24 protein-coding genes are annotated in these 25,194 nt (G+C 68.9%); 14 read left to right on the top strand and 10 right to left on the bottom strand.

The window, feature by feature from the left end; all coding sequences use genetic code 11:
- The first annotated feature begins 12 nt into the window (after positions 1-12).
- From EV644_RS26815 to EV644_RS26805, 3 genes are read left to right on the top strand one after another with little or no spacing between them, the layout of a single operon-like run.
- Positions 13-972 (top strand): NAD(P)/FAD-dependent oxidoreductase, encoded by a 960-nt coding sequence (locus EV644_RS26815; RefSeq protein ID WP_199240012.1) that lies wholly within the window; start codon positions 13-15, stop codon positions 970-972.
- 26 nt (positions 973-998) lie between these two features.
- Positions 999-1,457: a sigma factor-like helix-turn-helix DNA-binding protein gene (locus EV644_RS26810; RefSeq protein ID WP_132191450.1), complete on the top strand. Its 459-nt coding sequence runs from the start codon at positions 999-1,001 to the stop codon at positions 1,455-1,457.
- Positions 1,454-2,716 (top strand): hypothetical protein, encoded by a 1,263-nt coding sequence (locus EV644_RS26805; protein WP_132191451.1) that lies wholly within the window; start codon positions 1,454-1,456, stop codon positions 2,714-2,716. Before EV644_RS26810 ends, EV644_RS26805 begins: the two co-directional genes overlap by 4 nt.
- Before the next feature lie 3 nt (positions 2,717-2,719).
- Here EV644_RS26805 and EV644_RS26800 read toward each other — a convergent pair whose 3' ends face one another.
- Positions 2,720-3,316 carry a TetR/AcrR family transcriptional regulator gene (locus EV644_RS26800; RefSeq protein ID WP_132191452.1) on the bottom strand — a complete coding sequence of 199 codons (597 nt, stop codon included), beginning with the start codon at positions 3,314-3,316 and terminating at the stop codon, positions 2,720-2,722.
- Between the two features lie 250 nt (positions 3,317-3,566).
- Between EV644_RS26800 and EV644_RS26795 the strand changes: the two genes are divergently transcribed.
- From EV644_RS26795 to EV644_RS26780, 4 genes are read left to right on the top strand one after another with little or no spacing between them, the layout of a single operon-like run.
- Positions 3,567-4,904, top strand: a complete 1,338-nt coding sequence (locus tag EV644_RS26795) for an ammonium transporter (protein WP_199240021.1) — start codon at positions 3,567-3,569, stop codon at positions 4,902-4,904.
- A complete protein-coding gene (locus EV644_RS26790) occupies positions 4,901-5,239 on the top strand; it encodes a P-II family nitrogen regulator (protein WP_132191453.1) in 339 nt (112 codons plus the stop codon). The genes EV644_RS26795 and EV644_RS26790 overlap by 4 nt, the downstream gene beginning before the upstream one ends.
- On the top strand, positions 5,240-7,504 hold the full coding sequence (locus EV644_RS26785) for a [protein-PII] uridylyltransferase (protein WP_132191454.1): 2,265 nt from the start codon (positions 5,240-5,242) through the stop codon (positions 7,502-7,504).
- Between the two features lie 10 nt (positions 7,505-7,514).
- Positions 7,515-8,558, top strand: coding sequence for a DUF2332 domain-containing protein (locus tag EV644_RS26780; RefSeq protein WP_132191455.1), 1,044 nt, complete (start codon positions 7,515-7,517; stop codon positions 8,556-8,558).
- A 1-nt stretch (position 8,559) separates the two neighbouring features.
- On the opposite strand, the gene EV644_RS26775 is transcribed toward EV644_RS26780, so the two are convergent.
- The 8 genes from EV644_RS26775 to EV644_RS26740 all read right to left on the bottom strand — a co-directional run bounded on the left by EV644_RS26775 (position 8,560) and on the right by EV644_RS26740 (position 15,021).
- Positions 8,560-9,237: an arginase family protein gene (locus EV644_RS26775; protein ID WP_241998800.1), complete on the bottom strand. Its 678-nt coding sequence runs from the start codon at positions 9,235-9,237 to the stop codon at positions 8,560-8,562.
- Between the two features lie 340 nt (positions 9,238-9,577).
- Complete coding sequence (locus EV644_RS26770) at positions 9,578-10,015, bottom strand: hypothetical protein (RefSeq protein WP_132191457.1); 438 nt, start codon at positions 10,013-10,015, stop codon at positions 9,578-9,580.
- Positions 10,016-10,109: 94 nt separating this feature from the next.
- The gene (locus EV644_RS26765) at positions 10,110-10,559 is read right to left on the bottom strand and encodes a hypothetical protein (protein ID WP_132191458.1); all 450 of its coding nucleotides are present in this window, start codon (positions 10,557-10,559) and stop codon (positions 10,110-10,112) included.
- Between the two features lie 133 nt (positions 10,560-10,692).
- Positions 10,693-11,457, bottom strand: a complete 765-nt coding sequence (locus tag EV644_RS26760; protein ID WP_132191459.1) for a hypothetical protein — start codon at positions 11,455-11,457, stop codon at positions 10,693-10,695.
- Between the two features lie 288 nt (positions 11,458-11,745).
- On the bottom strand, positions 11,746-12,183 hold the full coding sequence (locus tag EV644_RS26755) for a hypothetical protein (RefSeq protein ID WP_132191460.1): 438 nt from the start codon (positions 12,181-12,183) through the stop codon (positions 11,746-11,748).
- 523 nt (positions 12,184-12,706) lie between these two features.
- Complete coding sequence (locus tag EV644_RS26750) at positions 12,707-13,564, bottom strand: hypothetical protein (protein WP_132191461.1); 858 nt, start codon at positions 13,562-13,564, stop codon at positions 12,707-12,709.
- Between the two features lie 2 nt (positions 13,565-13,566).
- Positions 13,567-14,004, bottom strand: coding sequence for a hypothetical protein (locus EV644_RS26745; RefSeq protein ID WP_132191462.1), 438 nt, complete (start codon positions 14,002-14,004; stop codon positions 13,567-13,569).
- Between the two features lie 144 nt (positions 14,005-14,148).
- Complete coding sequence (locus EV644_RS26740) at positions 14,149-15,021, bottom strand: hypothetical protein (RefSeq protein ID WP_132191463.1); 873 nt, start codon at positions 15,019-15,021, stop codon at positions 14,149-14,151.
- 224 nt (positions 15,022-15,245) lie between these two features.
- On the opposite strand from EV644_RS26740, the gene ffh reads away from it, so the two are divergent.
- The 7 genes from ffh (at position 15,246) to EV644_RS26700 (ending at position 23,584) form a co-directional block, all read left to right on the top strand.
- Positions 15,246-16,811, top strand: a complete 1,566-nt coding sequence (gene ffh / locus EV644_RS26735; protein WP_132191464.1) for a signal recognition particle protein — start codon at positions 15,246-15,248, stop codon at positions 16,809-16,811.
- Positions 16,812-16,949: 138 nt separating this feature from the next.
- Complete coding sequence (locus EV644_RS26730; RefSeq protein WP_132191465.1) at positions 16,950-18,332, top strand: lytic transglycosylase domain-containing protein; 1,383 nt, start codon at positions 16,950-16,952, stop codon at positions 18,330-18,332.
- A 306-nt stretch (positions 18,333-18,638) separates the two neighbouring features.
- Complete coding sequence (locus EV644_RS26725; protein WP_241998802.1) at positions 18,639-19,754, top strand: lytic transglycosylase domain-containing protein; 1,116 nt, start codon at positions 18,639-18,641, stop codon at positions 19,752-19,754.
- A 25-nt stretch (positions 19,755-19,779) separates the two neighbouring features.
- Positions 19,780-20,871 (top strand): amidohydrolase family protein, encoded by a 1,092-nt coding sequence (locus EV644_RS26720; RefSeq protein ID WP_132191467.1) that lies wholly within the window; start codon positions 19,780-19,782, stop codon positions 20,869-20,871.
- Between the two features lie 353 nt (positions 20,872-21,224).
- Positions 21,225-21,563, top strand: a complete 339-nt coding sequence (locus tag EV644_RS45540; protein WP_241998804.1) for an SH3 domain-containing protein — start codon at positions 21,225-21,227, stop codon at positions 21,561-21,563.
- Between the two features lie 159 nt (positions 21,564-21,722).
- Entirely contained in the window at positions 21,723-22,955 is a 1,233-nt protein-coding gene (locus tag EV644_RS26705; RefSeq protein ID WP_132191468.1) for a sensor histidine kinase, read from the top strand.
- Entirely contained in the window at positions 22,946-23,584 is a 639-nt protein-coding gene (locus EV644_RS26700; protein ID WP_132191469.1) for a response regulator, read from the top strand. The genes EV644_RS26705 and EV644_RS26700 overlap by 10 nt, the downstream gene beginning before the upstream one ends.
- Before the next feature lie 246 nt (positions 23,585-23,830).
- On the opposite strand, the gene EV644_RS26695 is transcribed toward EV644_RS26700, so the two are convergent.
- Positions 23,831-25,183 (bottom strand): flotillin family protein, encoded by a 1,353-nt coding sequence (locus tag EV644_RS26695; protein WP_132191470.1) that lies wholly within the window; start codon positions 25,181-25,183, stop codon positions 23,831-23,833.
- Positions 25,184-25,194 lie beyond the last annotated feature (11 nt).

Raw genomic sequence — 25,194 nt, 5'->3', positions numbered from 1 at the left:
AAGGAGCGACGGATGAAGAAGTACGACGTGATCGTGGTGGGCGGGTCGGCCGCTGGGTTGAACGGGGCGCTGGCGCTGGTCCGGTCGCGCCGGTCCGTGCTCGTGATCGACAACGGCACGCCGCGCAACGCGCCGGCCGAGCACGTGCACAACTACCTGAGCCGCGACGGGGTACCGCCGAGCGAGCTGTACGCGATCGGCCGCGCCGAGGTCACCGGGTACGGCGGTGAGGTGACCACCGGTACCGTCACCACTGTCACCCGGCCGACGTCGACCCCCGAGGACGGGTTCGTGGTGGAACTGGGCGACGGGCGGTCGTTCGGAGCACGCAGGCTGCTGGTGGCCACCGGCGGCACGGACGTGCTGCCCGACGTACCGGGGCTGGCCGAGCGGTTCGGGCGCGACGTACTGCACTGCCCGTACTGCCACGGATGGGAGGTGCGCGATCAGGCGATCGGCGTACTGGCCACCGGTGGGATGGCGATCCACCAGGCGATGCTGTTCCGGCAGTTGAGCGACGACGTGACGCTGTTCCTGCACACCGGGCCGACGCCGTCTGACGAGCAGTGGGAGGAACTCGCAGCCCGCGGGATCTCGGTTGTCGAAGGACGGGTCGATGCCGTGGAGGTGACGAACGACAAGCTCACCGGCGTACGGCTGGAAGGCGGCAAGGTCATCCCGCGCCAGGCCCTGGCGGTGCAGTCGGTGGTGCGGGCACGGGTCGACTTCCTGGCCGAGCTCGGGCTGAAAGCGGTCGACCAGGAGTTCGGCGACGCGTACCTCGGTACCGCGGTCCAGGCGGATCCGAGCGGTGCGACCGAAGTACCGGGCGTCTGGGTCGCGGGCAACGTGGCCGACCTACGCAGCCAGGTGATCACCTCGGCAGCGGCCGGCTTGACCGCGGGCGCCACGATCAACGCCGACCTGATCGCCGAAGACACCCGCCTCGTGGTGGCCGCACGCAGTAGTTGAGGAGTTGAATAGAGGCGGGAGGGTGGATGCGCGACACGGTCGACCCAGAATTCGCCTCGTACGTCGATGCGCGACAGGGCAGGTGGCTCCGGACGGCGTACCTCGTGTACGGCGAGCTCGAGCGTGCTGAGGAGCAACTCCTGCACGCCTTCACCAGGTTGTCACTGCGCTGGGGCAAGGTGGACGACCCGGACGCGTTCGTGCAGCGCCTGCTCTACCAGCCGGCCTTGTCGCGCTGGGCGAAGGTGCGGCCGTTCGAGGGTGAGGACGAGCCGGTCAAGCTCGCCTTGGCGTCTCTCACCCCGGCCCAGCGCGCAGTACTGGTCCTGCTGTACTTCGAGGAGCTCACCGAGTACGAGGTGTCCGACGTGCTGAGCATGTCGCAGCCGTCCGTGCACGGGCACGGCCAGACCGCCGTCGGCCGGTTGGGTGCGGCGCTGGGCTCGGGGGACTGGCGCGACGCCTACCGCAGGGACCAGCAGTGAGGCGCGAGGAGGTCCGGCCGCTGCTGGACCGAGCTTCCGACCTGCTGCCGGAGCCGGACCTGACCGACACCGCCTGGGCCGGTGGTCTCGCCATCCGGCGCAGACGCCGTCGCAGCACGATCGTCGGGCTCGCCGTGGTGCTGCTGGTCGCGGTGATCGCCGCCGTGGTCGCCGGACTCGGCGGCAACAACACCGGCATCGTCCCGCCGACCACTCCACCCAGCACTCCGTCCGGCTTCATCCCGCCGGCCGGGCAGATCTTCGGTGTCGACTACTGGATGGCGCCGCCGGCCGGCAGCGAGCGGTTCCTGGATCGCCTCGAGACCCCGCTGGGGGACGCGCTGCAGTTGCCCGTCAGCGCCGGCGACCTCAGGGAGGATCCGTTCGACCGAGTGGCCGCAGTGGTGCTCTCGCATCGGAACGGGAGCTTCACACCTCTGCTGCTGGACCCGACCTCCCGCTGGGCCCGGGTGGACCTCCGGTTAAGCGCCATCAGGTCCGGTGAACCGCTCAGCCCCGGGGCGATCTCGCCGGACGGGCGGCTGGTTGCGTTCCCGCAGCCCGGCGGTGTCGCGATCATCGACGCCACCGATACCACCGACGCGTCAACGCGTCGCATCGCGCTCCCGGCCGAGGACATCCGCAGCGTGGCTTGGCTGGAGAACAGCGACGGCCTGCTCGTCAGCGGTCCGGGCGTCGCCTATCGCGTCCTGATCGGCGCCTTCGCCGTCGGCGAGGAGCCAGTCGCCACTGTGGCTGCCAGCAACGACCCGTTCGACGTGGCAGCGCCGTACCGGCTGGATGGCACGGGCAACCAGGTGGCGCTGATGCGGTACGAGGCGAACCGCACCTGGACCGTCGACAGCAATCCCCGGCTGCCGGTGGGCACCTGGGCCGGACTGACGTTCACGCAAGGGGCCATCGCGGCCAGGATGTTCATCGCCGACCAGCTGCCGCAGGTGCCGACCGTCGTGTCGAAGCCGCAGGTAGTCGCGGCGATCTCCCGGCAACTGACCCTCCCCAGCCGCCTGCTGGTCCTCGGAGAGACCCCAGCGGCCACACCGACTCCCGGCCGGAACACTCCCGACCGGATCCGCGAGCCGGGCTGCTGCTTCCTGCTCGGCTGGTACGACGAGCAGACGGCGCTGCTGCAGGTGGCAGGCTGGGTGCTCGCCTGGGACCTGCAGACAGGCCGAGTACGCCGGGTCACCGAACTCGACGTGACCGGCGTCGCACTCGGCCCCGGCGTACGCGGCTGATTCCTACTCGGCGATGCACCTCATCGTCATCGCGACCAGGTGGTCGGCATCGTCCACCGACGGCATCTTCTCGCCCGTCAGCGCGCGGACGATCAGTACTCCGGCCAGCCACTGCACCATCAGTACCGGGTCCGCCGACGCGCGGATCGGTTCACCCCGCCGCCGGGCTCGCTCCAGCGCGGCCGCCGTCAGGGCGATCCTGCGCTGCAGGAAGGACCGGTAGAAGACCGTGAACTGCTCGTCGCGGTTCATCTCGCTGACTGCGAGGCGGATCAGCGCGATGCCTTCCTTGCTGTTCACGAAGATCAGGGCGTCCCGGTAGACCTGGCGCAGGTCACCGGCGATGGACCCGGTGTCGGCATCCGGGATCTCGATGTCGAACATCTGGGCCATCGCGTCGTTGGCGAGGAGCTCCTTGCTCGCCCACCGCCGGTAGATCGTGGCCTTCCCGACGCCAGCCGCCTCCGCGACGTCGTCGACCGTCATTCCGTCGAACCCGCGTTCCAGCAGCAGCTGGACGGCGTACCGGCGGATCCGTGGCTCTGCCTCCGGGTCTCTCGGCCTGCCTCTGCGCGGTCGCTCCCCGCTGTTCAGCTCCATTTCGCTTTCCCCAGCTCGGACGGTCGCAGTGGCGCGGCTGCGGGCCGTGTGGTCAGGCCAGACTGCCACAACCGGGCCGATGTCACGTCGATGTCACTTAACGGAGCGCTTTGTCACATGCCTGAAACATCAGGACCGATCGGCTGAAACGGCGCGCCGACACCGTTTGCGGTGTGGCCGTGCGCGGGCTTCCCGGCGTTGTGGAGCTCCCCGACTGAGGACGCGGGCCACCCCCAGATCGATGGAAGGGATGTCGTTGATGGAGATCAACGCCGGCGATACCGCCTGGGTCTTGGTCAGTGCCGCCCTGGTGTTCTTGATGACACCAGGCCTGGCTTTCTTCTATGGCGGCATGGTGCGCGTGAAGAGCGTGCTGAACATGATGATGATGAGTGCGATCACCATCGCCGTCGTCACCATAATTTGGGTGCTGGTCGGCTACTCGCTGACCTTCGCCGGTGACACCGGGCATGTGATCGGAAACTTCTCGGAGGTCGGCCTGAAGGGCCTGATCTCACCCGATGCGGTCAGTGGCACCATCCCGACGCTCGCCTTCGTCGCCTTCCAGCTGATGTTCGCGATCATCACCCCAGCGCTGATCTCGGGTGCCATCGCCGACCGGGCCACCTTCCGCGGCTGGATCGCGTTCGTCGTGGGCTGGACGTGCCTGGTGTACTTCCCGGTCGCCCACTCCGTGTGGTTCCTGGACGACGGCGCCGGCGGCTGGATCGGCGACAACCTGAAGGCGATCGACTTCGCCGGTGGTACCGCCGTGCACGTCAACGCCGGTGCCGCCGCGCTCGCGCTGGCCCTGGTGCTCGGCCGCCGGGTCGGCTGGCGCAAGGACCCGATGCGGCCGCACAGCCTGCCGCTGGTCATCCTCGGCGCCGGTCTGCTGTGGTTCGGCTGGTTCGGCTTCAACGCGGGCTCCGCGCTGAGCGCCGGCACCACCGCCGCGGTCACCTTCGTGAACACCCAGGTCGCCACGGCCGCCGCCGTGATCGGCTGGCTGATCGTGGAGCGGATCCGGCACGGCAAGGCCACCACGCTGGGTATGGCCTCGGGGGCCGTCGCCGGTCTGGTCGCGATCACGCCGTCCTGTGGCGCGGTCACCCCGGTCGGCGCGATCATCCTCGGCGTTCTCGCCGGTGCCATCTGCTGCTTCGCGGTCTCGCTGAAGTACAAGTTCGGCTACGACGACTCCCTCGACGTGGTCGGCGTGCACCTGGTCGGCGGTCTGTTCGGCTCGCTGGCGATCGGCTTCCTGGGCACCGCGGCCGCCCCGTCCGCGGTGAACGGCCTGTTCTACGGTGGCGGTGTCAGCCAGCTCGGCAAGCAGGCGCTGGCGAACGTGGTGGTCGCTGTCTACTCCTTCACGGTGGCCTTCATCCTCGGCAAGGTGATCGACAAGACGATCGGCTTCCGCGTCAGCGAGGACGAGGAGGTCACCGGTGTCGACCAGGTCGAGCACGCGGAGACGGCGTACGACTTCCTGGCCGCGGGCTCGGGGCTGCGAGGTCACAGCAGCGTCGCCCGTACCCCGGCCGCCGAGACCGAGACGTCTGAGAAGGAAGGTGCGCACGCATGAAGCTGATCACCGCGGTGATCAAGCCGCACAAGCTGGAAGATGTCCGGGCCGCGCTGGAGACGTTCGGGGTGACCGGCATGACGGTCACCGAGGCGAGCGGCTACGGCCGGCAGAAGGGCCACACCGAGGTGTACCGCGGTGCGGAGTACGAGGTGGATCTGGTCCCGAAGGTCCGGCTCGAGGTGGTCGTCGAGGACGGTGACGCCGCCGACGTGACCGACGTGATCGTGAAGGCCGCGCAGACCGGCAAGATCGGTGACGGCAAGGTCTGGGTGGTACCGGTCGAGTCGATCGTCCGGGTCCGTACCGGCGAGACCGACGGAGACGCCCTCTAGATGGTGGACCGAGCAGCACAGCGGCGCGCTCGTGCCGAGGAGGCCGACGCCCTGCTGTTCCTGCTCCTCTCCAAGGCCTGCGACGCCCTCGGTGTTCCCACCGAGGGCGTCGCCCTGGTCGCCGTCGGCGGCTACGGCCGGGAGGAGCTGTCGCCCTACAGCGATCTCGATGTGATGCTTCTGCATGCCGAGGGGTATCCCCAGGTCGACGAGCTGGCCGCCCAGATCTGGTACCCGTTGTGGGACTCGCGGACTCGGCTGGACCACAGCGTCCGAACCGTCGCGCAGGCCCAGCAGGCGGCGGCCGACGACGTACGGGTCGCCCTCGGGCTGCTGGACGCCCGGCACGTGGCCGGGGATTCTCACCTCACCCTGCAGTTGCGGTCGGTCCTGATGGCCGACTGGCGCCGTACTGCGAAGACGCGGCTGCCGGCACTCGCGGAGGCGTGCCGGGATCGGGCCACCACGGTCGGCGAGCTGGCGCACTTGGCCGAACCGGACCTCAAGGAGGCGTACGGCGGGCTGCGAGACGCCGTGGTACTGCGAGCCCTGGTGGCGTCGTGGTTGATCGACGTACCGCATCCCGTGGTCGAGCGGGCGCGGCTGGACCTGCTGAACGTGCGGGACGAGCTGCACGAGGTCGCCGGGCGTGCGACCGACCGGCTGGTCGCTGACGTGGCCGGCGAGGTCGCGGCCGGGCTCGGCCTGGCGGATCGCGATGCCTTGCTGCGGCACATCTACGCCACCGGCCGGACCTTGGCTCACGTATGCGACGTGTCGTGGCGGCGGATCGAGAGCCTGATGGCCCGTCCGCCTCGCTCCCGACGTCGTCACCGCGGCGGTGGGCCGCTACTGCTCGCGCTCGACGAGGGCGTCGGCCAGCATGAGGGCGAGGTTGTCCTGATGCCGGAAGCCCGCCCCGAGCGGGACTCTGCCCTTGGCCTGCGAGCCGCGGCTGTTGCTGCCGACCGGGATCTGGTGCTGTCGCCTGCTGTGTGCGATCGACTGGCCAGGACGGCCGCCCTGCTCCCAGAGCCCTGGGGTGCGGAGGCTCGGCGCCTCTTTTGCGCACTGCTGGGCGCGGGGGAGGGGCTGCTGGAGGTCTGGGAGGCCCTGGACCAGGCCGGCTACATCTCCCGGATCATGCCGGAGTGGGCCACCGTGCGCTTCCGGCCGCCGCAGTCGGCGATTCACCGCTATACCGTCGACCGGCATCTGCTGGAGACCTGTGTCGAGGCCTCGAAGCTAGTCCGGGATGTACGCCGACCGGACCTGCTGCTGGTAGCCGCGCTGCTCCATGACCTGGGCAAGGCGGTCGACGGCGACCACAGCGTCACCGGTGCTGTCATCGCGACCACTGTCGCCCGTCGGCTGGGTTTCGCCGAGGCCGACGTCGACACGGTCACCCTGCTCGTCCGGCAGCACCTGATGCTGGCGCAGGTCGCCACCAGGCGGGACTTGGACGACCCGATGACGGTGGACCTGGTCGCGGGCATTGTCGGCAACACGGACACACTTGACCTGCTGGAAGCTCTCACCTACGCCGATGCTCGTGCTGCTGGGCCTGCTGCCGCGTCGCCGTGGCGTCTGCGCCTGGTCGGTGAACTTGCTCGCCGTGTGCGTGGTGAGTTGTCCGGGGGAGGTGCTGGGCTCTGGACCGACGCTCCGCCCATCCCGCTGCCGCAGTTGCATCAGGTGGTCGGGGTGGGACGGCTGGGGGTGACCGTGTCGGATCACCGAGGCGACCTGCGGGTCAACGTCGCCGTACCGGATCAGGTGGGCACGCTGTCCACCGTGGCCGGAGTACTGGCGGTGGAGCGGCTCGCAGTACGGTCTGCGGTCATCACGTCGGTCGACGGGCTGGGGATCTCGCAGTGGTCCGTCGCCGGGTCGGCGCCGGATCCGGTGCGGCTGCGGGATCGGCTGGCTGTGGCGCTGCGCGACGACAGCGACCTCGTACGCCGGTTGGCCGCGCGCGACTCGTCCGCTCGGGGCAAGGCGGCCGCCAGTCGGGTCGACCTGCTGCCTGACGCGTCCGAGACGGCCACGGTGTTGCAGGTGCGGGCTCACGACCGGCCCGGCCTGCTCTACGACGTCACTGCGGCGATCGCGTCGACAGGAGCCGACATCAGGTCTGCGCACGTGAGCACTCTCGGTGCGGAGTGCGTGGACGTGTTCTACCTGACCGACAGCGACGGCTCGCCCCTGGAGGAAGAGGACGCGCGTACGACGGCAAAGTCGGTTCTGGATCGCCTGACCTTCTAGGGTCGGGCGTGTGGATCTAGTACAGGCGTTCCAGCTCCAGGCCGCGGCCTGCGAGGAACTCGGCTCACCTATGTACGCCGACCTGCTGCGGTTTGTGGTGGATGACTATGAGATCGGTGGTTCGCCAGTAGCGGTGCTTGCCGGCTATGAGGATCAGCCGGCTGGTGCGGCGATCGCGTTGCGATTGCTGGGGTCCGTGCACCGGCTAGTGCTGGCGGGGGAGGCTCCGGAGCTGGCGGCGTTCTACCCGAGCGTCGGTGGCGAGTGGGACCCCCGGCTGGGCTGGGAGGCGTTCGATCAGGTGCTGCAGGCGCGTGGCCCAGAGTTGCGTGAACTGCTGACCCAGCCGCCCCAGACGAACGAGGTGGGCCGGTCTATCGCTCTCTATGGTGGCCTGTCCCGGTTGGCCGAAGCTGTCCCGTTGCCTGTGCGGCTGTTCGAGATCGGGGCGAGTGGTGGGCTCAACCTGCGCGCCGACCAGTTCTGCTACAACCTGGCCGACGGGTCGACCTTCGGGTCTTCGGACAGCCCGGTGGTGTTCGACGATGCCTGGTCCGGGCGGCCGCTCGACCCTGCTGTGAAGTTGCGGATCGTGGAGCGGGTGGGGAGCGACATCGCGCCGGTGAACCCGTTCACCGATGACGGCGCGCTCACGCTGACGTCGTACGTGTGGCCCGACATGCCCGACCGGCTGGAGCGCCTGCGCGGCGCGTTGGAGGTCGCGCGGAAGGTGCCGGCCGACGTACGGCGTGAGGACGCCGTGTCGTTCCTGCGCAACCTCGAACTCTCCGAAGGCCACGTCACGGTCGTCTGGCATTCGGTGATGTGGCAGTACCTCACACCTGAGGACAGGGCTGCCGCGGACGGGTTGATCGCCGCGCTCGGAGCCCAGGCGACTTCCTCGGCGCCGCTGGCTCACCTCAGCCTGGAGCCGATGCGCCGCACCCCGGACGCGGAGCCGGAGTTCCTGGTGGTGTTGCAGGTCTGGCCGACCGGAGTACCGCGGGTGCTCGGTACGGCCGAGCCGCACGGGCTTCCGGCTCGGTGGGAGTGAGCTAGTTGGTCAGCGCGGCGACCAGGGTGTCCGTGAGTTCTTTGGCGTAGTGGCCGTCCGGGTCGAGGTCGGGGTCGAAGATGCCGATGTCGATCCCGACGCACTTCGGCGATGCGAGCAATGGCTTCAGCAGATCGCGGAGGTGCTCGTGCTCGAGGCCGCCGGGGTCCGGGCTGTCGACTGCCGGCATCACCTTCGCGTCGAGGATGTCCACGTCCAGGTGCACCCAGAAGCCGTCGAGGTCGTCCCGCTCCAGGTGAGCCAGTACTCCGCTTGCCGCCGCTGCCGGATCGTTGATGACGGCGAGCGCCGACCAGTCCGGGATACCCGCCTCACGCAGGCTGTCGAGGTACGCCTCGTCCTCGCGGTAGCCGAGCATCACCGCGTCCTGGTCGCGCACATACGGCCCCAGGTCCTCGAGGTCGGTCAGATCCTCCTGGCCGCGCCCCGTCACCAGTGCGAGCGCCTCGCCGCCGGCGGCTCCGACGTACGCGTCGTTGTCGACAGTGCGGAAGTCGGAGTGGCCGTCGAGGTACGCCACGCCGTACCGCCCCCTGCGCTTCAACGCCAACGCCGGCCCGAGCAGGTTGCTGCACTCACCACCCAGCAGCACCACGAACTTGTCGTCATCGAAGAGCTTCCCCAACCGATCCGCGAGCTTGACGGTGTAATCCGCCATGGCCCCGGCGTTGAACACCCCATCCCCAGGCTTCCAGTCCCCCCGGTCGTACCTAGGCGGCGTCACACACCCGGCATCCCCGGCCCCGATGCGCCCGACAAACCCCTGATCCCGCAGCGCCCCCGCCAACTTGTAACACCCCGGCACCGCCCCCACCACCGGCGGCCTGAGCCCAAGATTCGAAGGCCCATCCAAAACCACAACCTGCCGACCGGGCATGCTGGCCAAGATCCCGCCTCCCATGAACTAACCGCTAATCAGAAGTGCAGTGGTTAGATGCTCCCGGCGCCGATACCGAGTTGTCAACAGAAACTCGCCCGCCCGTACCGTCGACCGCTGACTAACCCGACTCTCCGGTCGGGAAGGTCGGATCTCGCAACTCCCTCTCGAGGTGCTTCAGCACCCTCGTCATCGCCTTGATATGGATCTCCTCGTCGGAAGGAGCCTCCCCGGAGACCTCCCAGATCCTGCGCCGGGCTTCTTCGAGCGCAGCGATCTTCTCCTCGACCGTCCCGTCCACCTGGTACGCCGCGGCGTGAACGGCACCCGCCTGGTGGTAGTACTCACTCCACTGACGAGGTGGCGCCGGTGACTCGCCGAGCGAAGCGATCAACTGGCCGGTCCATCCGCGCTCAGACTCAGAGGCGTCCTCCGGAACAAGCGCCCGCAACCCCGCCTGCTCCGCCGCCACATCGGCACCCTCGGAACTCCACACGCGCTCCCGAGCCTCATAGAAGGCCTCATTGAACACAGCGACCTCAACCTTGCCGTCGTCCACCACACCTCCTCGGTCACCGTCCGTGCAGTCCGGCAACGCTATCGACCCACGGACACATCGTTCGCGACATCCAAAGCTCGCCAACTGCCCGCAGTCAGCTTCTCTGCCCGGGGTGCTCTTCCATCAGGAACGTGGGATCTCGCAGCTCCCTCTCGACGTGCTCCAGCACTCTGGTCATCGCTTTGATGTGGATCTCCTCGTCAGCGGGGGCCTGTTCGGAGATTTCCCAGATCTTGCGTCGGGCCTGTTCGAGGGCGGCGATCTTCTCTTCGACGGTTCCCTCGGCCCGGGACGCCGCGGCGTGGACCGCGCCTGCCTGGTGGTAGTACTCGCTCCACTGACGGGGAGGTGCAGGTGGCTCGGCGAGTGACGCGATCAGTCGACCGGTCCAGCCGCGATCGTGCTCCGATGCGTTCGCCGGGACGAGCGCTTGCAGAGCTGCCTGCTCGGCCTCGATATCGGCAACATCGTCACCTCGCACCCGATCGCAGGCGCGCGCGAAGGCACGGTTGAACACAGCTAGGTCGACCTTGCCGTCGTTCATCACACCTCCCTGGTCAGCGTGTGCAGATCCGCAACGATATCGATGAACGGACCCAGCCGTTCGCAACTATCCACAGGCCCGCCGGCCGCCATTCGCTGGCGAGTGTCCACCAACGCCGCTTCGCCCCGGTGCGCTAGTCGCGGGCAGGACGGGTCGGCCCGGTGGCTCGGCTGGGTGTGGCTACCTGGCCGCCGGTTCGTCCGCGAGCGCCGTCGCCGAGTGAGGGCGCGTGACGGGTCGCTTGCGCGGCTGGGGCCTGGCCGTTGAGGAACCGCATCTGACTGTTCGCGGACAGGTCTGCCATCGGCCCGGCTACACGAGTTTCAGCAGCCGGGGGAGGAAGGTCGCCGAGCTCAGCCCGTGCGGCCTCGGCGTTGGGTGACTCCGCGGGGAAGGGCTGCGCCGGATTGGCTCGGTAGTGGTGGCGGATCTCATCGACCTTGGCGTTCAAGCTTCGCCGGATGTCTTCGGCCGCGAGGTTGCCCGCCACGGCCGATCTCTTGTGCATCGTCGGCCATTGATCGTGCTTCATCGTCTGGATCAGCGCGGCCCGCACCGCAGTCCGGTCCTTCATGCGGTCCGGAACGACCTCTGCCAGCCGATTCCGCACAACTGCGTCAGCCAACTGGTCGAAATGCATCGTCGCGGGGCCCCGAGTGCCTTGGTCGATCAACATGTCGCGGGTTACGCGTGGACCCGCCGCCTGATCGAGCAGGTTGTCGACTGCCGCGTACGCCCCCGGGTACTGCGGATCTCCCAGCGACAAACCCGGATAACCGGCCCGGCTGGCAAATGCGTCGAAGTCCTCGAAGGTTCGTACCTCGGCGAAGCCCTCCATGAGCCCCAGCGAGTGCGAGCTGCGGACAGCGTTCGGCTCGGCCGGCGCGTCGGTCTCCATCCCCGCATGAGTCGACTCATGAAGCACGGAGGCCAATGCTTGCGCCTGACGGCGCGGAGATTTGTCCGCGGTCTCGCCGGTCAGCCATTGAAGGGCACGTTCCTCGGACAGCCTGATGCTTCCGGTCTTTGGATCGAAGCCGCCCCATCGGCCGGTGTCCGTCGAGTAGAGATCTCGGTTCCAGCGATCGACAGCGCTCGGTCGTAGTCCCTGCGCCAAGTGGTACAGACGCGTGAACTCTCGGTAGGTCGCCGAATCTCGCGGTACGTGTCGGTCCCCGTCCACCGGTCAGCTCGTCTGGGCCGGAGGCTCCTGGTGTGGCCAGGTTGGATCGCGCAACTCGTCCTCGAGGTGCTCCAGAACCCGGGTCATTGCCCGGATGTCCGCCTCCTCGTCTTCGGATGCGCGGTCGGCGATCTCCCAGATCTTGCGGCGGGCTTCCTCGAGAGCGGCGATCTGTTCCTCGACGGTGCCGCCGGCCCGGTATGCCGAGGCATGCACCCGGCCGGCCTCGTGGTACAGCTCGCTCCACTGTCGCGGTGGAGGCGGCGGTTTCGCGAGTGACTCGATCAGGCCGACGGCCCAGTCGCGATCCTCGGCCGACGCGTCATCCGGGACGAGCTCTCGCAGCCGCGCTTGCTCTTCCGCGACGTCGCCCTGTTCCTTGCGCACCCGGCGCCGAGCTCCGGCGAACGCCGAGTTGAACTTGGCAACGTCCAATGGCATGGGCTCTCCTCGGTCGATGTCTCTCACTGCCCGAACGCTATCGGGATCGGCCGCGACGGGCGGTCGGTTATCCACAGGGTGCTATTCGCGGCCGGTGGTCTGAGGCGTCTGGCGGGTGTGTGTCTGCGAGGCACCGCGCGAGCTCGAAGCACCGCGGGATCCGTCCCCGAGCGACGGCCGCTGATGTGTGGCCTGGGCAGCAGGCGCCTGCCCACTGAGGAACCGCATCTCGCCGGCTGGCTGAGGTGTCGTTGCCGTGGCTCCCTGTCCGGCCTGCTGCGTGCTTTGCGTAGCCCTGGCGGCCTCGACACGGGAAGGAGATGAGGCTTGGGCGGCAGGGTGGGCGGCTTGAGCAGCGGGTCGGACGCCCTCGATGCCGGTGGCGGCCGGTTGTTCAGGAGCGGGCTGTTGTTGGCCAGCCGGCTGCGGGTCGCGGGAGACCCGAGTGCTTGCGTCTGGTGCTGGCAGGTTCGACAGATCGGCGTCAGTACCACGGTCGGGCTGCGTGATGGCGCGCTGCTGTTCACCCTGCTGGTCGGTCTCCGCTGCCACAGCCGCCGCCGGGTTCGGGACCTTGGCGGGGAACGGCTCCTCCCGGGGTGTTCTGGTAGTGCTCGCGGACCTCGGCCACCGCTCGGTCCAGCGACTCGGTAGTGAGGCGCGTGACCATCTCGCCTGCCTTGGGACGATCTTGGACGCCATGCCACTCGGGCACTGCCATGTTGTTGATGAGGTGAGCGCGGGCGGCTTGCTGGTGCGAAGGATCCTGCGGTACGACATCGCCCAGCTCGTTCTGCACGATGCGGTCGGCCAGCACATCCCACCGCATCATCACCGGTGAGTTGAGCGCGGTGGTGATCAGCTCACGCCTGTCGGCCTCGCCGGTCGACGCGCGATCCAGCAGCTCGTTGGTGGCGTGCACGGCACCGGCGTACTCAGGGACAGGGGGCTTCGGTACGTCCGGGTAGCCGGCGAGCTGGGCGAAGGTCTCGAAGTCGTCCGTCGTCGCGGTCTCGGTCAGACCCTCGTCGAGGCCGACTGATTGCTGCAGGCGGAGCGCGTTCGGTTCGTACTTCGCGTCGAACTCGGACCGCGCGTGCGTCGACTCGTGCAGCACGGTCGATAAAGCCTGACCCTGGATCGCCGGATCGTCACTCAGCTCGCCACCGGTGAGATGCCGCAGTACGAGATCTTGGTTGAGGCGCATGGTGCCGTCGCGCCCCAGGCCACCCCATTTGTCGTCGGAGCGCGCGTAGAGGTCACCGTTCCACCGATCGATGCCCCCTGGACGAAGGCTGAGGGCGATCTGATGGAGCCGCGCCACCTCCAGGTACACAGGCGACGAGCGGTCGATCAGGACCATGCCCTCGTTGCCGGCCAAGGTCAGCTGCCCGCCGTGTCGGCCGGCGGCGGATCGGACCAGGGGAGGTCCTCGGCAAGGTCGTTCTCGCGGTGCTCGAGCATCCGGGTGAGGCCGCGGATCTGCGCGCTGTCCTCCCCTGCTCCGTCGGCGATCTCCCAAATCTTCTTGCGTGCTGCCGCCAGAGCCGCGAGCTTCTCCTCCTTCGTGCCACCCGCGTAGAACGCCGTGTCCTGGATCTGGAGAGCCTCAGCCATCTCCGGGCTGGGAGGCGCGGCAGGTGCGGCGGAGCCGGGGAGCGCTGCGATGAGGTTGCGGGCTACTTGTTGGTGGTTGGGGTCGACGAGTTGCGGGACGAGCGCTAGGAGGCGCTGCTGTTCGGCGGCTACGTCGATGAGCTTGCCTGCACGCAGTCGTTCGCGGGTAACGGTGTAGTCATCGTTGAACTCGTGGAACTCCATCGTTGCCTTTCGCTCCAGGCCTGCCTTGCTGGTCGGCGGGGTGCCCGGTCAACGATATCGACCAAACGGCCCAACACCCCGGCTTCAAGCACAGGACCCATGTCACAGCCGTTCGGCACCGAGGGGCTAGGTCGGGGTGGCTGACTAGGTGGGGTCCGCCGTTGCTTCGGGCCACGGCCAGGGCTCGGTCAAGGAGTCTTCGCGGCGTTCGAGCATGCGGGTGAGGCCGCTGATGTTCGCGCTGTCTTGGCCGCCGGCGCGGTCGGCGATCGCCCAGATCTGCTTGCGGGTGCGGTCGATCGCGACCAGCTGTTGCTCGACCGTGCCGCTCTCGAGGTCGGCTGTGTTGAGGACGTGGAGGGCTTCGGTCATCTCGGGCGAGCGCGGTGGTGGATCGACGAGGAGGGCTGGAAGATCCGCGATCAGGTCTTCGGCGACCTTGCGGTCGTGGTCGGTCGACAGGCCTGGGACGAGGAAGCGCAGCTGCTGTTGCCCGGCTTCGCTGTTCGAGGTGTCGCCCGAACGTAGGCTGGCGCGTACGAGCTTGTACTCCCGGTTGAACTCGGCGAGCCCGAACTTGCCGTCCATTACGCCTCCGTGGTTGTTGTCTGTGGCCAGAGCGGATCGCGGAGGTTGTCTTCGAGGTGTTCGAGGACTCGGGTCAGGCCTCGGATGGCTGGGGCTTCGCCCTGCGGGGGCGCGTTTGGCGATCTCGAAGATCTTTCGGCGTGCTTCGGCCATGATCGCGCTGCGTTCCTCGGCCGTTCCGGGGGTCTCGTATGCCGCGCGCTCGATCGCCACGGCTTCGCGCATGAGGTCGCTGGGCGGCCCCGGCGGTACGGCGTACCTGGGTAGGCGCAGGAAGAGATTGGTGGCGATGCGGCGGTCCTTGTCCGATTCGAGCTGCGGAAGCAGATCTCGCAAGGTCCCTTCAGCCGGCGCAACCGCCGCGACGCCCTCCCGGCGAATTCGCCGCTTGGCCGCGTTGTACGCATTGTTGAACTCGATCAGCCGCACCGAACATTCCTTTCGCCTCGAACCTATCGACGTCGCCCCGGATCGCGGACGTCAGCCTTGGTCGTAGTCATCGTTTCCGGACTTACAGCCGCTTGTTCGATCTCGCGGCGGGTTGTCCACAGCACGCCGGGGCGGGTGGGGTGGTACTGCGGCCGGTAGACTCGCTGAGTTGCGTGCCTGTGGGTGCGTACCGGCCTGCTCCACCGAATGAAACGGACTGTTTCGTGTTCGACACCCTTTCCGATCGCCTTGCCGCCACGTTCAAGAATCTGCGCGGCAAGGGCAAGCTGACCGATGCCGACATCGACGCGACCGCCCGGGAGATCCGGATCGCGCTGCTGGAGGCCGATGTCGCGCTGCCGGTGGTGAGGGAGTTCATCGCCGCGGTCAAGGAGCGGGCCAGCGGGGCCGAGGTGCGCGGCGGGCTGAACCCGGCGCAGCAGGTGATCAAGATCGTCAACGAGGAACTGGTTAAGATCCTCGGTGGCGAGACCCGCGAGCTGCGGATGGCCAAGCGGCCGCCGACGGTGATCATGCTGGCCGGTCTGCAGGGTGCTGGTAAGACGACCCTGGCCGGGAAGCTGGCCAAGTGGCTCAAGGAGACCAGGCACCAGACGCCGATGCTGGTGGCCGCCGACCTGCAGCGGCCCAACGCGGTCACCCAGTTGCAGGTGGTGGGCGAGCGGGCCGGCGTACCGGTGTTCGCGCCCGAGCCGGGCAACGGTGTCGGCGACCCGGTCGAGGTCGCGCGGCAGGCGATGGACGAGGCGCGGACCAAGCAGCACAGCGTGGTGATCGTCGACACGGCCGGCCGGCTGGGTGTCGACGAGGTGCTGATGAAGCAGGCCGCGGACATCCGGGACGCGGTCACCCCGGACGAGATCCTGTTCGTCGTCGACGCGATGATCGGCCAGGACGCGGTGAACACCGCGCAGGCCTTCCTCGACGGCGTCGGCTTCGACGGTGTGGTGCTGTCCAAGCTCGACGGTGACGCCCGCGGTGGTGCCGCGCTGTCGATCGCGCAGGTCACCGGCCGCCAGGTGATGTTCGCCTCGAACGGCGAGAAGCTCGAGGACTTCGACGTCTTCCACCCCGACCGGATGGCGTCGCGCATCCTCGGCATGGGCGACGTGATGAGCCTGATCGAGAAGGCCGAGCAGTCTTTCGACGCGGAGGAGGCGGCCAAGACCGCCGCCAAGCTGCAGAAGAAGGGCGGCAAGGACTTCACCCTGGACGACTTCCTCGCCCAGATGCAGTCGGTCCGCAAGATGGGCCCGCTGACCAAGATCTTCGGCATGCTGCCCGGCGCGGCCCAGTTCAAGGACCAGCTGGAGAACTTCGACGAGCGCGAGATCGACCGGATCGAGGCGGTCATCCACTCGATGACGCCGGCCGAGCGGGCCGATCCGAACATCATCAACGGCTCCCGCCGGCTCCGGATCGCGAACGGCTCGGGCACCGAGGTGGCCACCGTGAGCGGCCTGGTCGAGCGGTTCTTCGAGGCCCGCAAGATGATGTCCGCGATGGCGTCCGGCAAGGGCATGCCTGGAATGCCGGGGATGCCCGGTATGCCGGGCATGGGTGGCGGCAAGAAGGCCAAGCAGCAGGCCAAGAAGGGCAAGGCCAAGCGTGGCTCCGGCAACCCGGCCAAGCGGGCTGGTGGCTCCGGCCAGCCCGCGCAACCCCAGCCGGGTCAGCTGCCGGCCGCGTTCGGCGGCGGCGCCGCGGGCGGCGACTTCGAACTGCCCGACGCGCTCAAGAACATGCTCGACGGTAAGGACGGTAAGTGACCGACTGACTGGTTTCCCCGCTCAGCGGTGGCTGAACTCACCGCGACCGGTTGTCCCGAGCCACGTGACGACTAGGATCGTGCCTACGCCCGAAGTTCGAAGTTCGAAGTACTGCGGAATACGTCGAGGGACGGTTCGATGAGGCAGCAGTTCAGCAACCTGGACACCTGGCGGGGCAAGCTCAACGCTGCCGGGGTCTGTCTTGCGCCCCCGGCCGCGCTGATCGCCGTGTTCGTGACGGGCGGGGTCACGTCGAGCACGTTCATCGTGGACGCGCACGCTCTGAGCCAGCCGCGGCAGGACTCGGTCTTTGACGATCTGGTCGATGATATGCCGAGCCGGCCCGGTGTCGACGGAAGTGTCGCCACCGAGAAGAAGTCCCAGATCGAGGTCCCGGTCACGGGCGCGATCGACAGCAAGAAGCCGCCGGCTGTCGGAGTCGTCGGGGATGCCTCCGGGATTCCGGGCACCGTGCTCGCGGCGTACCAGAAGGCTGCCAAAGATCTGGCCCTCGCCCAGCCCGGCTGCGGCATCACCTGGCCGCTGCTCGCCGGTATCGGCAAGGTCGAGTCCGCCCACGCCAGCGGCGGCCGGGTGGACGCCGCCGGCCTGACCCGCGGCAAGATCCTCGGCCCGGTGCTCGACGGCGGCCCGGGGATGGCCGCGATCAGCGACACGGACCAAGGCCAGTACGACGGAGACAGCCGCTGGGACCGGGCGGTCGGCCCGATGCAGTTCATCCCGGGCACCTGGAAGGTCTACGGGGCCGACGGGAACGGCGATGGGGTCAAGGACCCGCACAACGTGTTCGACGCGGCCCGGGCGGCGGGGGACTACCTCTGCTCCAACGGCGCGAACCTCCGCGACCCGCAGGGTCTGGTGCAGGCGGTCCTCCGGTACAACCACTCGATGGACTACGTGTCCACCGTGCTGCGCTGGATGCAGTCGTACAGCAAGTCCACGGTGACGCTGCCGGACGACACCACCCCGATCCCACCGCCGGTCGACAACCAGGGCAACGTCGAGCACGACGACGACCCCACCCAGATCCCGAACACCCCCACGATGCCCGCCACCCCGGTCCAGCCGGGCGCGACGACCCCGACGTCGCCGCAGCCGACCACCCCGAGGCCGACGACTCCGAGGCCGACGACGCCCAGCCCGACCACGCCGGCGCAGAACACGCCGACGACGCCGCCCACGACGCCGCCGACCACCCCGCCCACGACACCTCCGACGACGCCGCCCACCACTCCTCCGACGACGCCGCCCACCACGCCTCCGACGACGCCTCCGACGACACCGCCCACGACGCCGCCGACCACCCCGCCGACCACGCCTCCGACGACGCCGCCGACCACGCCTCCGACCACGCCCCCGACCACTCCGCCCACGAACACGCCGGAGTGCGACCCGACGGCGACCCCCGCGCCGACGGAGCCTCCGACGCCGGACCCGACGTGCGCCCCGGCGCCGGAGACGACGGCCGCCCCGGAGACGACGACGGCGCCTGGCTCCTGACTGACGCCGGTCGCTCCCTGATCCGGTGCGAAAACCAGCCCGGAAGGGCCTCCGAGTGTTAAGAAATCCGCGGTGTGCGGATGTTGGACAGGGTGCCCGCGGCGGGCGGTTGAGCGCGGTACCGCGGCTTCTGTGACGGTTCGCCACCCAGCGGGCTATCGGCTCGGGTAACTTTGCGTCGCCCCTCGGTAACTTTGTGGCGCGTAGGTCGTTGGGGGAACTATGCGCCTAACCCGTAGTGGAAACCGTCGGGTCAAAATCATCATCGCTTCACTGTGCACGGCCCCCCTCCTGGTGGGGGCCATCGTGACAGTCGCCTCGGGCGGAGCCGGTGCCTCCGGCCGGCTCGCGGCGGACAGCCCGGTCGCCCCATCGCCTGGAGCCGGTCTGAACAGCGGTGAATTCGACGAACTGACCATGATCGTCCCGCAGCGTCCCGGAGTGGACGGCCGGATCGGATCTGACAAGCCTGCCCGAGCGGACGTGCCCGTCCAGGGAGCGACCGACGGCAGGTCCGTCGTCCGGCCGGGCCGGCCCGGAGCCGTCAACGGCATCCCCCGCGGGGTCTTCCCCGCCTACCGTCGTGCCACCGCGAATCTCGCCGTGGTTCGCCCCGACTGCGGGCTCACCTGGCCGCTGCTGGCCGGGATCGGCAAGGTCGAGTCCGCGCACGCCAGCGGCGGCAAGGTCGACGTGGCGGGCACCACCCGCGGGAAGATCCTCGGCCCGGTGCTCAACGGCCGCGGCGAGACCGGCCGGGTCAAGGACACCGACAAGGGCCGCTTCGACGGCGAGCTGACCTGGGACCGTGCGGTCGGCCCGATGCAGATCATCCCGGGCGTCTGGGAAGAGTTCGGGGCCGACGGCAACGGTGACGGATTCCGCAACCCGAACAACGTGTACGACGCCGTCACCACCGTCGCAGTCTACCTGTGCTCCGAGGGCGACGACCTGAAGCGCCCGCGCGACCTGATCGCCTCCCTGCTGCGGTACCAGCACTCCAAGGACTTCGTCGCCACCGTGCTGCGCTGGATGCGCGTCTACAGCAAGAGCGCCGTGCTGCTGCCGAACGCGAAGGGCAACCTGGCCGCGCCGAAGATGATCGGGAACGCCGACCGCAAGACCGACCCGCGGGCGGTGCCGGAGGTGCCGGACGACAAGGCGTCGCCGACGGCGAAGCCGAGCGTGCCCGCGACGAAGCCGACGCTGCCGGACCCGATCGACACACCGGCGCGCCCGACGACCCGGCCGACGCGTCCGCCGACGGACAAGCCGACGCCGACGCCGTCGGACACCCCGACGCCGAAACCCACACCTACCCCGACTCCGACCCCCACGCCGTCGGACACCCCGTCCGGCTCGCCGTGCGCGGCCGAGACGAACCCCACTCCCTGCACCCAGGGCAGCGGCTCGCACGGCTGAGGCCCTTGCGGATACGGTCGGCGGTATGACCGAAACCGGTGTACTACGGCTCGCCGGCACGGTTCTGCCGGCCGGGGAGCAGCAGGAGATCCACCTCAGCGGCGGGCTGGTCGTCGACCGGCCCGCCGCTGCTGACGTCACCACCGTCAGTACCGGCGGCTGGATCGTGCCCGGCCTGGTGGACGCCCACTGCCACATCGGCCTCGACCAGCGCGGCGCCGTTGACCGCGACGTCCAGGAGGAGCAGGCGATCGCCGACCGGAGCGCGGGTGCGCTGCTGGTCCGCGACGCCGGGTCCGCCGCCGACACGCGCTGGATCGACGACCGCGAGGACCTCCCGAAGATCATCCGCGCCGGCCGGCACATCGCTCGCTCGAAGCGCTACATCCGCAACTACGGCTGGGAGATCGAGCCGGAGGAACTGGTCGCGTACGTCGAGCAGGAGGCTCGCCGCGGTGACGGGTGGGTCAAGCTGGTCGGCGACTGGATCGACCGGGACGCGGGCGACCTGACCCCGTGCTGGCCGGCCGACGCGTTGGACGCCGCGATCGCCCGGGCCCACGAGCTCGGCGCCAGGGTCACCGCGCACGTCTTCGGCGAGCACGCCCTGCCGGACCTCCTTGCCGCCGGCATCGACTGCATCGAGCACGGCACCGGGTTGCTGCCGGACATGCTCGACCAGATGGCGGCGAACGGCGTCGCCGTGGTCCCGACGATCATCCAGCTCGAGAACTTCCCGGCGTACGCAGACCAGGCCGCGGCCAAGTTCCCCGTGTACGCCGACCACATGCGCGACCTGTACAACCGCCGCCAGGACACTCTGCGCTCGGCGGTGGAGGCCGGCGTACCGGTCTTCGCGGGAACGGACGCGGGCGGCGTCCTCGGGCACGGCCTGATCGCCGAGGAGATCCAGGCCCTCACCACCATCGGGCTGAACGGCGAGCAGGCTCTCGCAGCCGGCTCCTGGTCAGCCCGCGAATGGCTCGGCGTCCCCGGCGAACTCCTCCCCGGCACCTCCGCCGACCTCGTCGTCTACCCCGAAGACCCCCGCAAGAACCCGGCTGTCCTCTCTCACCCGACGCACATCGTGCTCCGCGGCCGCGTCCACACGCCCTGACCCCAGCCGGGTCGCATCATCACATCAGAGTGACCGAACAATAAGCGGAGCGCTCCCCAGCAACGCCGCCCCACCACCCGAACCGACCGGCTCGACCGGTTCGGCTGTGCCTGGCGAGCTTGCCAAGGCGTTTCAGTCCACCGCCGACTCCTACGACGTACCCCGTGAGGTGCTGATCGGCATCGGGTACGCCGAGTCGCACCTCGACGGCCACGACGGCCAGCCCGAGGGCTTCGTCGATCAGCCGTCGTGGTTCACCGACGCGATGTACCGCGCGTCCGCCGCGCTGACCAAGAACATCGCCGAGCGCCGCGGCATCCCGAAGGACCGCGCACCACAAGGGTCACTCCGAGATGCCCGGCAACGACCACACCGATCCAGGCCCGAACTGGAACTGGACCTACTACCTGCAGTTGGTCAACGGCGGCAACCCGAACCCGCCGACGCACAACTTCACCACCTACGGCAGCGGCGTACGGGTCCGGTCGGACGCGAAGCTGACCGCCTCGATCGTCACCACGCTGCCCGGCCCGACCCAGGTCTTCGTCAGCTGCCAGAAGCAGGGCGACCCGGTGACCGCTGAAGGAACCACCAACAACTGGTGGTCGAAGCTGCGCGACCAGGGCGGATACATAACCAACATCTACATCGACCACCCGGCCGCCCAGCTCCCAGGCGTGCCCATCTGTTAGCGGTCGGGCCAGGCAGGTCCGGGCCGTCATGGAGCCCGCACCTGCTGTCTGAAGTCGTACGATCCAGTAGGCGCCCGGTGAAGAGTAGAGCCTGCTGTACCGACGGTGGAGGGTCCGTTGTCGGAGGATCATGGTGACGACGACGGAGAGGCTCCAGCGATGCTCACGAAGATCCTCGACCGGGGATGGCCGGCCTGTCTGTACCTGCTGGTCAGGTACCTGATCGGCATCACCCTGCTCGCGGCGATCCCGATCAGCCTGCTTCTGAGCTGGGCGATCCCCGCCATCACCGCGGGGCTGGTGCGGCTGGCGAACAGCGAGCGGGCCAAGGCCACGAAGTACCTCGGCCTGCCGGCGGAGCCGCCGCTGCCGAAGGCCGCCAAGCGCAGGCCGGGCGACGTGGTGACGCTGGTCCGCGACAGGTCCTTCCGCCGCAGCCTGCGGCTGTTGCTGATGCCATTGGTGGCCATCCCGGAGCTGATCATCGCGATCACCGCCATCTTCGCGGTGCCCGCGGCACTCGTCGGGATGGTGCTGTGGAACCTGGCGCCGGGGCAGTTCTCGCTGATGGGCGTCGACGTCGACAGCTGGCGCGACGCCCTCATCCTCGGCCCGCTCCAGGTGCTTGTCGGCGTGGCCGTAATGGGCTGGGTTGCTCCAGCCCTGGCTTCAGCGCACGCTCGCGGCTTCCGTAGCCTGCTGGCACCCAGTGCAGGTGAGTTGGAGACAGCGAGGCTGTCCCAGCGAGTCGAGGAGCTCACCCGTAGCCGGGCCGGTGCGGTGGACTCCCACGGCGCCGAACTGCGCCGGATCGAGCGCGACCTCCACGACGGAACCCAGGCCCAACTGGTCTCGCTGGCCATGCGGATCGGCATTGCCAAGCAGACGATGGCCGAGGACCCGGAGAAGGCGGCCAAGCTGCTCGACGATGCCCGGGACGGCGCCGAGCAGGCCATGACCGAGCTACGCGGCGTACTGCGAACCATGTACCCGCCGATTCTCGCTGACCGCGGTTTGACCGGCGCGGTGTCCGCACTGTGCGCCCGCTGCCCGATCCCCGTCGAACTCCGCGTCGGCGAGCTAGGCGCCGTCCCTGCCGCAGTAGAGGCCGCTGCGTACTTCGTAGTGGCCGAGTCCCTCACCAACATCTCCAAACACTCAGCAGCCGGGCATGTCGACGTACTGCTGGAGCGGCGGGGTACGGAGCTCTACCTGGCGGTCACGGATGACGGCATCGGGGGAGCCCGCGTCGGCGAGCAGTCGGACCTGCTGGGCCGGGGGAGCGGCCTACATGGCATGGTGCACCGCGTGGAGGCGATCGACGGACACCTGGAACTGCGCAGCCCCATCGGTGGACCTACGACGGTCGAGGTGATCCTGCCGTGCGAGTAGTGATCCTCGAGGACAACCCGATCCTCGCCGAGGGCCTCGGCCTGCTGCTGAACAACTCCGGCTTCGAGGTGGTCGCCGTAGCCGGCGACGCGGATGAGTTCGCCAAGGCCGTCGCGGAGCACGACCCGGACATCACGGTGGTCGACGTACGCCTGCCGCCCACCTTTACGGACGAGGGCCTCCGCGCCGCCATCGAGGCCCGCCGGGTCCGCCCGGGACTCCCCGTCCTCGTCTTCTCGCAGTACGTCGAGGAGGTGTACGCCGCCGAACTCCTGGCCGCCGGGAGCGACGGCGTCGGCTATCTGCTCAAGGACCGGGTATCCCGCGTCGACGAGTTCCTGGAGGCCGTACGCCGGGTTGCGGCCGGGGGGACCGTCCTGGACCCCGAGGTGGTCAGCCAGTTGATGGTGAAGCGGAGCAATCCGCTGGAACGGCTGACGCCCCGCGAGCACGAGGTGCTCGCCCTGATGGCAGAGGGCCTCGGCAACGCCGCGATCGCCGAGAAACTGGTGATCAGCGAAGGTGCCGTGCACAAGCACGTCGGCAACGTCTTCCTCAAGCTCGACCTGCCCCCGACGGACTCCGGTCATCGCCGGGTCCTCGCCGTCCTGGCCCACCTCGGACTCTGATAGATCCTCGGCGCGTACGGGCCTCACCCTGCACGCAGCCTGATCGCCCGGACCTGAACAAGAGTCCGGATCCGCCTTGTGGCCAAGGCGGATCCGGACTTCGGGGCGACCGGTCACGGATGGTGAAGCCCGTGACGCTTGGAGTGATGGCACTCAAGCTAGCGCAGCTTCCGTGACTCAGGGACTGATCATCCGGGTGAATCGTTAGTGATTAACCTGTGGTCGAAAGGCTTGCCGGAACAGGCGTCAGGCCCGCGCGTCCTTGTCCGGCACGGCCTCCAGGGTGGGGGTCTTGCCGTTGCTGCCGAGCGAGTCGATCAGCTGCTTGGCCAGCGCGAAGCCGGAGCCGCCCATCGTGATCGTCTTGACCAGAGTGTCCTCGATGCCCTGGGCACCGTTCAGCACCACCATGTTGCCGACCTTCTCGAACGAGCTCGCCGCCGCGCGGACGATCTCCGGGTAGGCCTCGGCCAGCTGCTGCGCGACCACCGCGTCGGTGTTCGTGGCCAGCGCCTCGGCGCGCGCCTTGATACCGGCCGCCTCCGCCATCGCCTTCGCCTGGACCGCGAGCGCCTCGGCCTTACCGTTCAGCTCGGTCGCCTTCGCCTGCGCCTCACCGCGCAGGGTGACCTCGCGGGCCTGTGCCTCGGCGGCCGCGATCTGCGCGTCGCGCGCGGCCTGGGCCAGCGTGCGCTGCTTGTACGCCTCGGCGTCGGCCGGCTTCAGCACCGAAGACTCCAGCTGCTTCTCGGCCAGCGAGGCATTCAGCTTCGCGGTCTCCGTCTCGGCCACCACAACCTCCTGGCGGGCCAGCGCCTCGGCCAGCGGGCCGGACTGCGACGCCTTCGAGTTCGCCTGGTCGACCTCGGCCTGGTAGCCGGCCTGCGCGATCGAGCTCTGCCGTACTGCGGCGGCCTTGGCCGCGGCGGCAACCTGCTCGCGTTCGGTGGCCTCGCGGTCGCGCTCGGCCTGCGCGATCCGGGCGGCCGCCTCGACGGCGGCGGCCTGGGGGCGGCCGAGATTCTTGATGTAGCCGGACTCGTCGTCGATCTCCTGGATCTGCAGCGAGTCGACCACCAGGCCGAGCTTCTCCATGTCGCCGGCCAGCGAGCCGCGGATGTTCGTGGTCAGCGTCTCCCGGTCGTGCAGCATCTCCTCGACCGTGGTGGAGCCGACGATCGCGCGCAGGTGACCCGCGAACAACTCGTGGATGGTGCCCATCACCTGCTCGTCGCTCTGCTCCAGGAACCGCCGGGCCGCGTTCGCGATCGAGCCGTAGTCGTCACCGACCTTGTACGCCGTGACGCCCTTGATGTGCAGGGGAATTCCCTGGCTCGAGACACAGGTGACCGTCAACGGAGTCGCCCGGATGTCGAGCGGCAGCCGCCGTACGGTCTGGAAGCCGGGCAGTACCGCGGTACCGCGGCCGACCACGATCTTGAAGCCGAGGGTCTCGTTGATCTGCTCCTGGCTGGAGTGCGCGCCGAGCCCGGAGATGATCAGGGCCTCGTTCGGCTCCGCCACCCGCCAGACCATCCGGAACAGGAGCAGGAGGACCACCAGAGCGACGGCGCCGATGATCAGGTACGTCCAGAGCATTTCCCCTCCAG

It is taken from the genome of Kribbella orskensis, from assembly GCF_004342085.1.
Taxonomy (GTDB): Bacteria; Actinomycetota; Actinomycetes; order Propionibacteriales; family Kribbellaceae; genus Kribbella; species Kribbella orskensis.
Note: the sequence above shows the minus strand (reverse complement) of the source record. Positions and strands in the feature narration are given on the sequence as shown.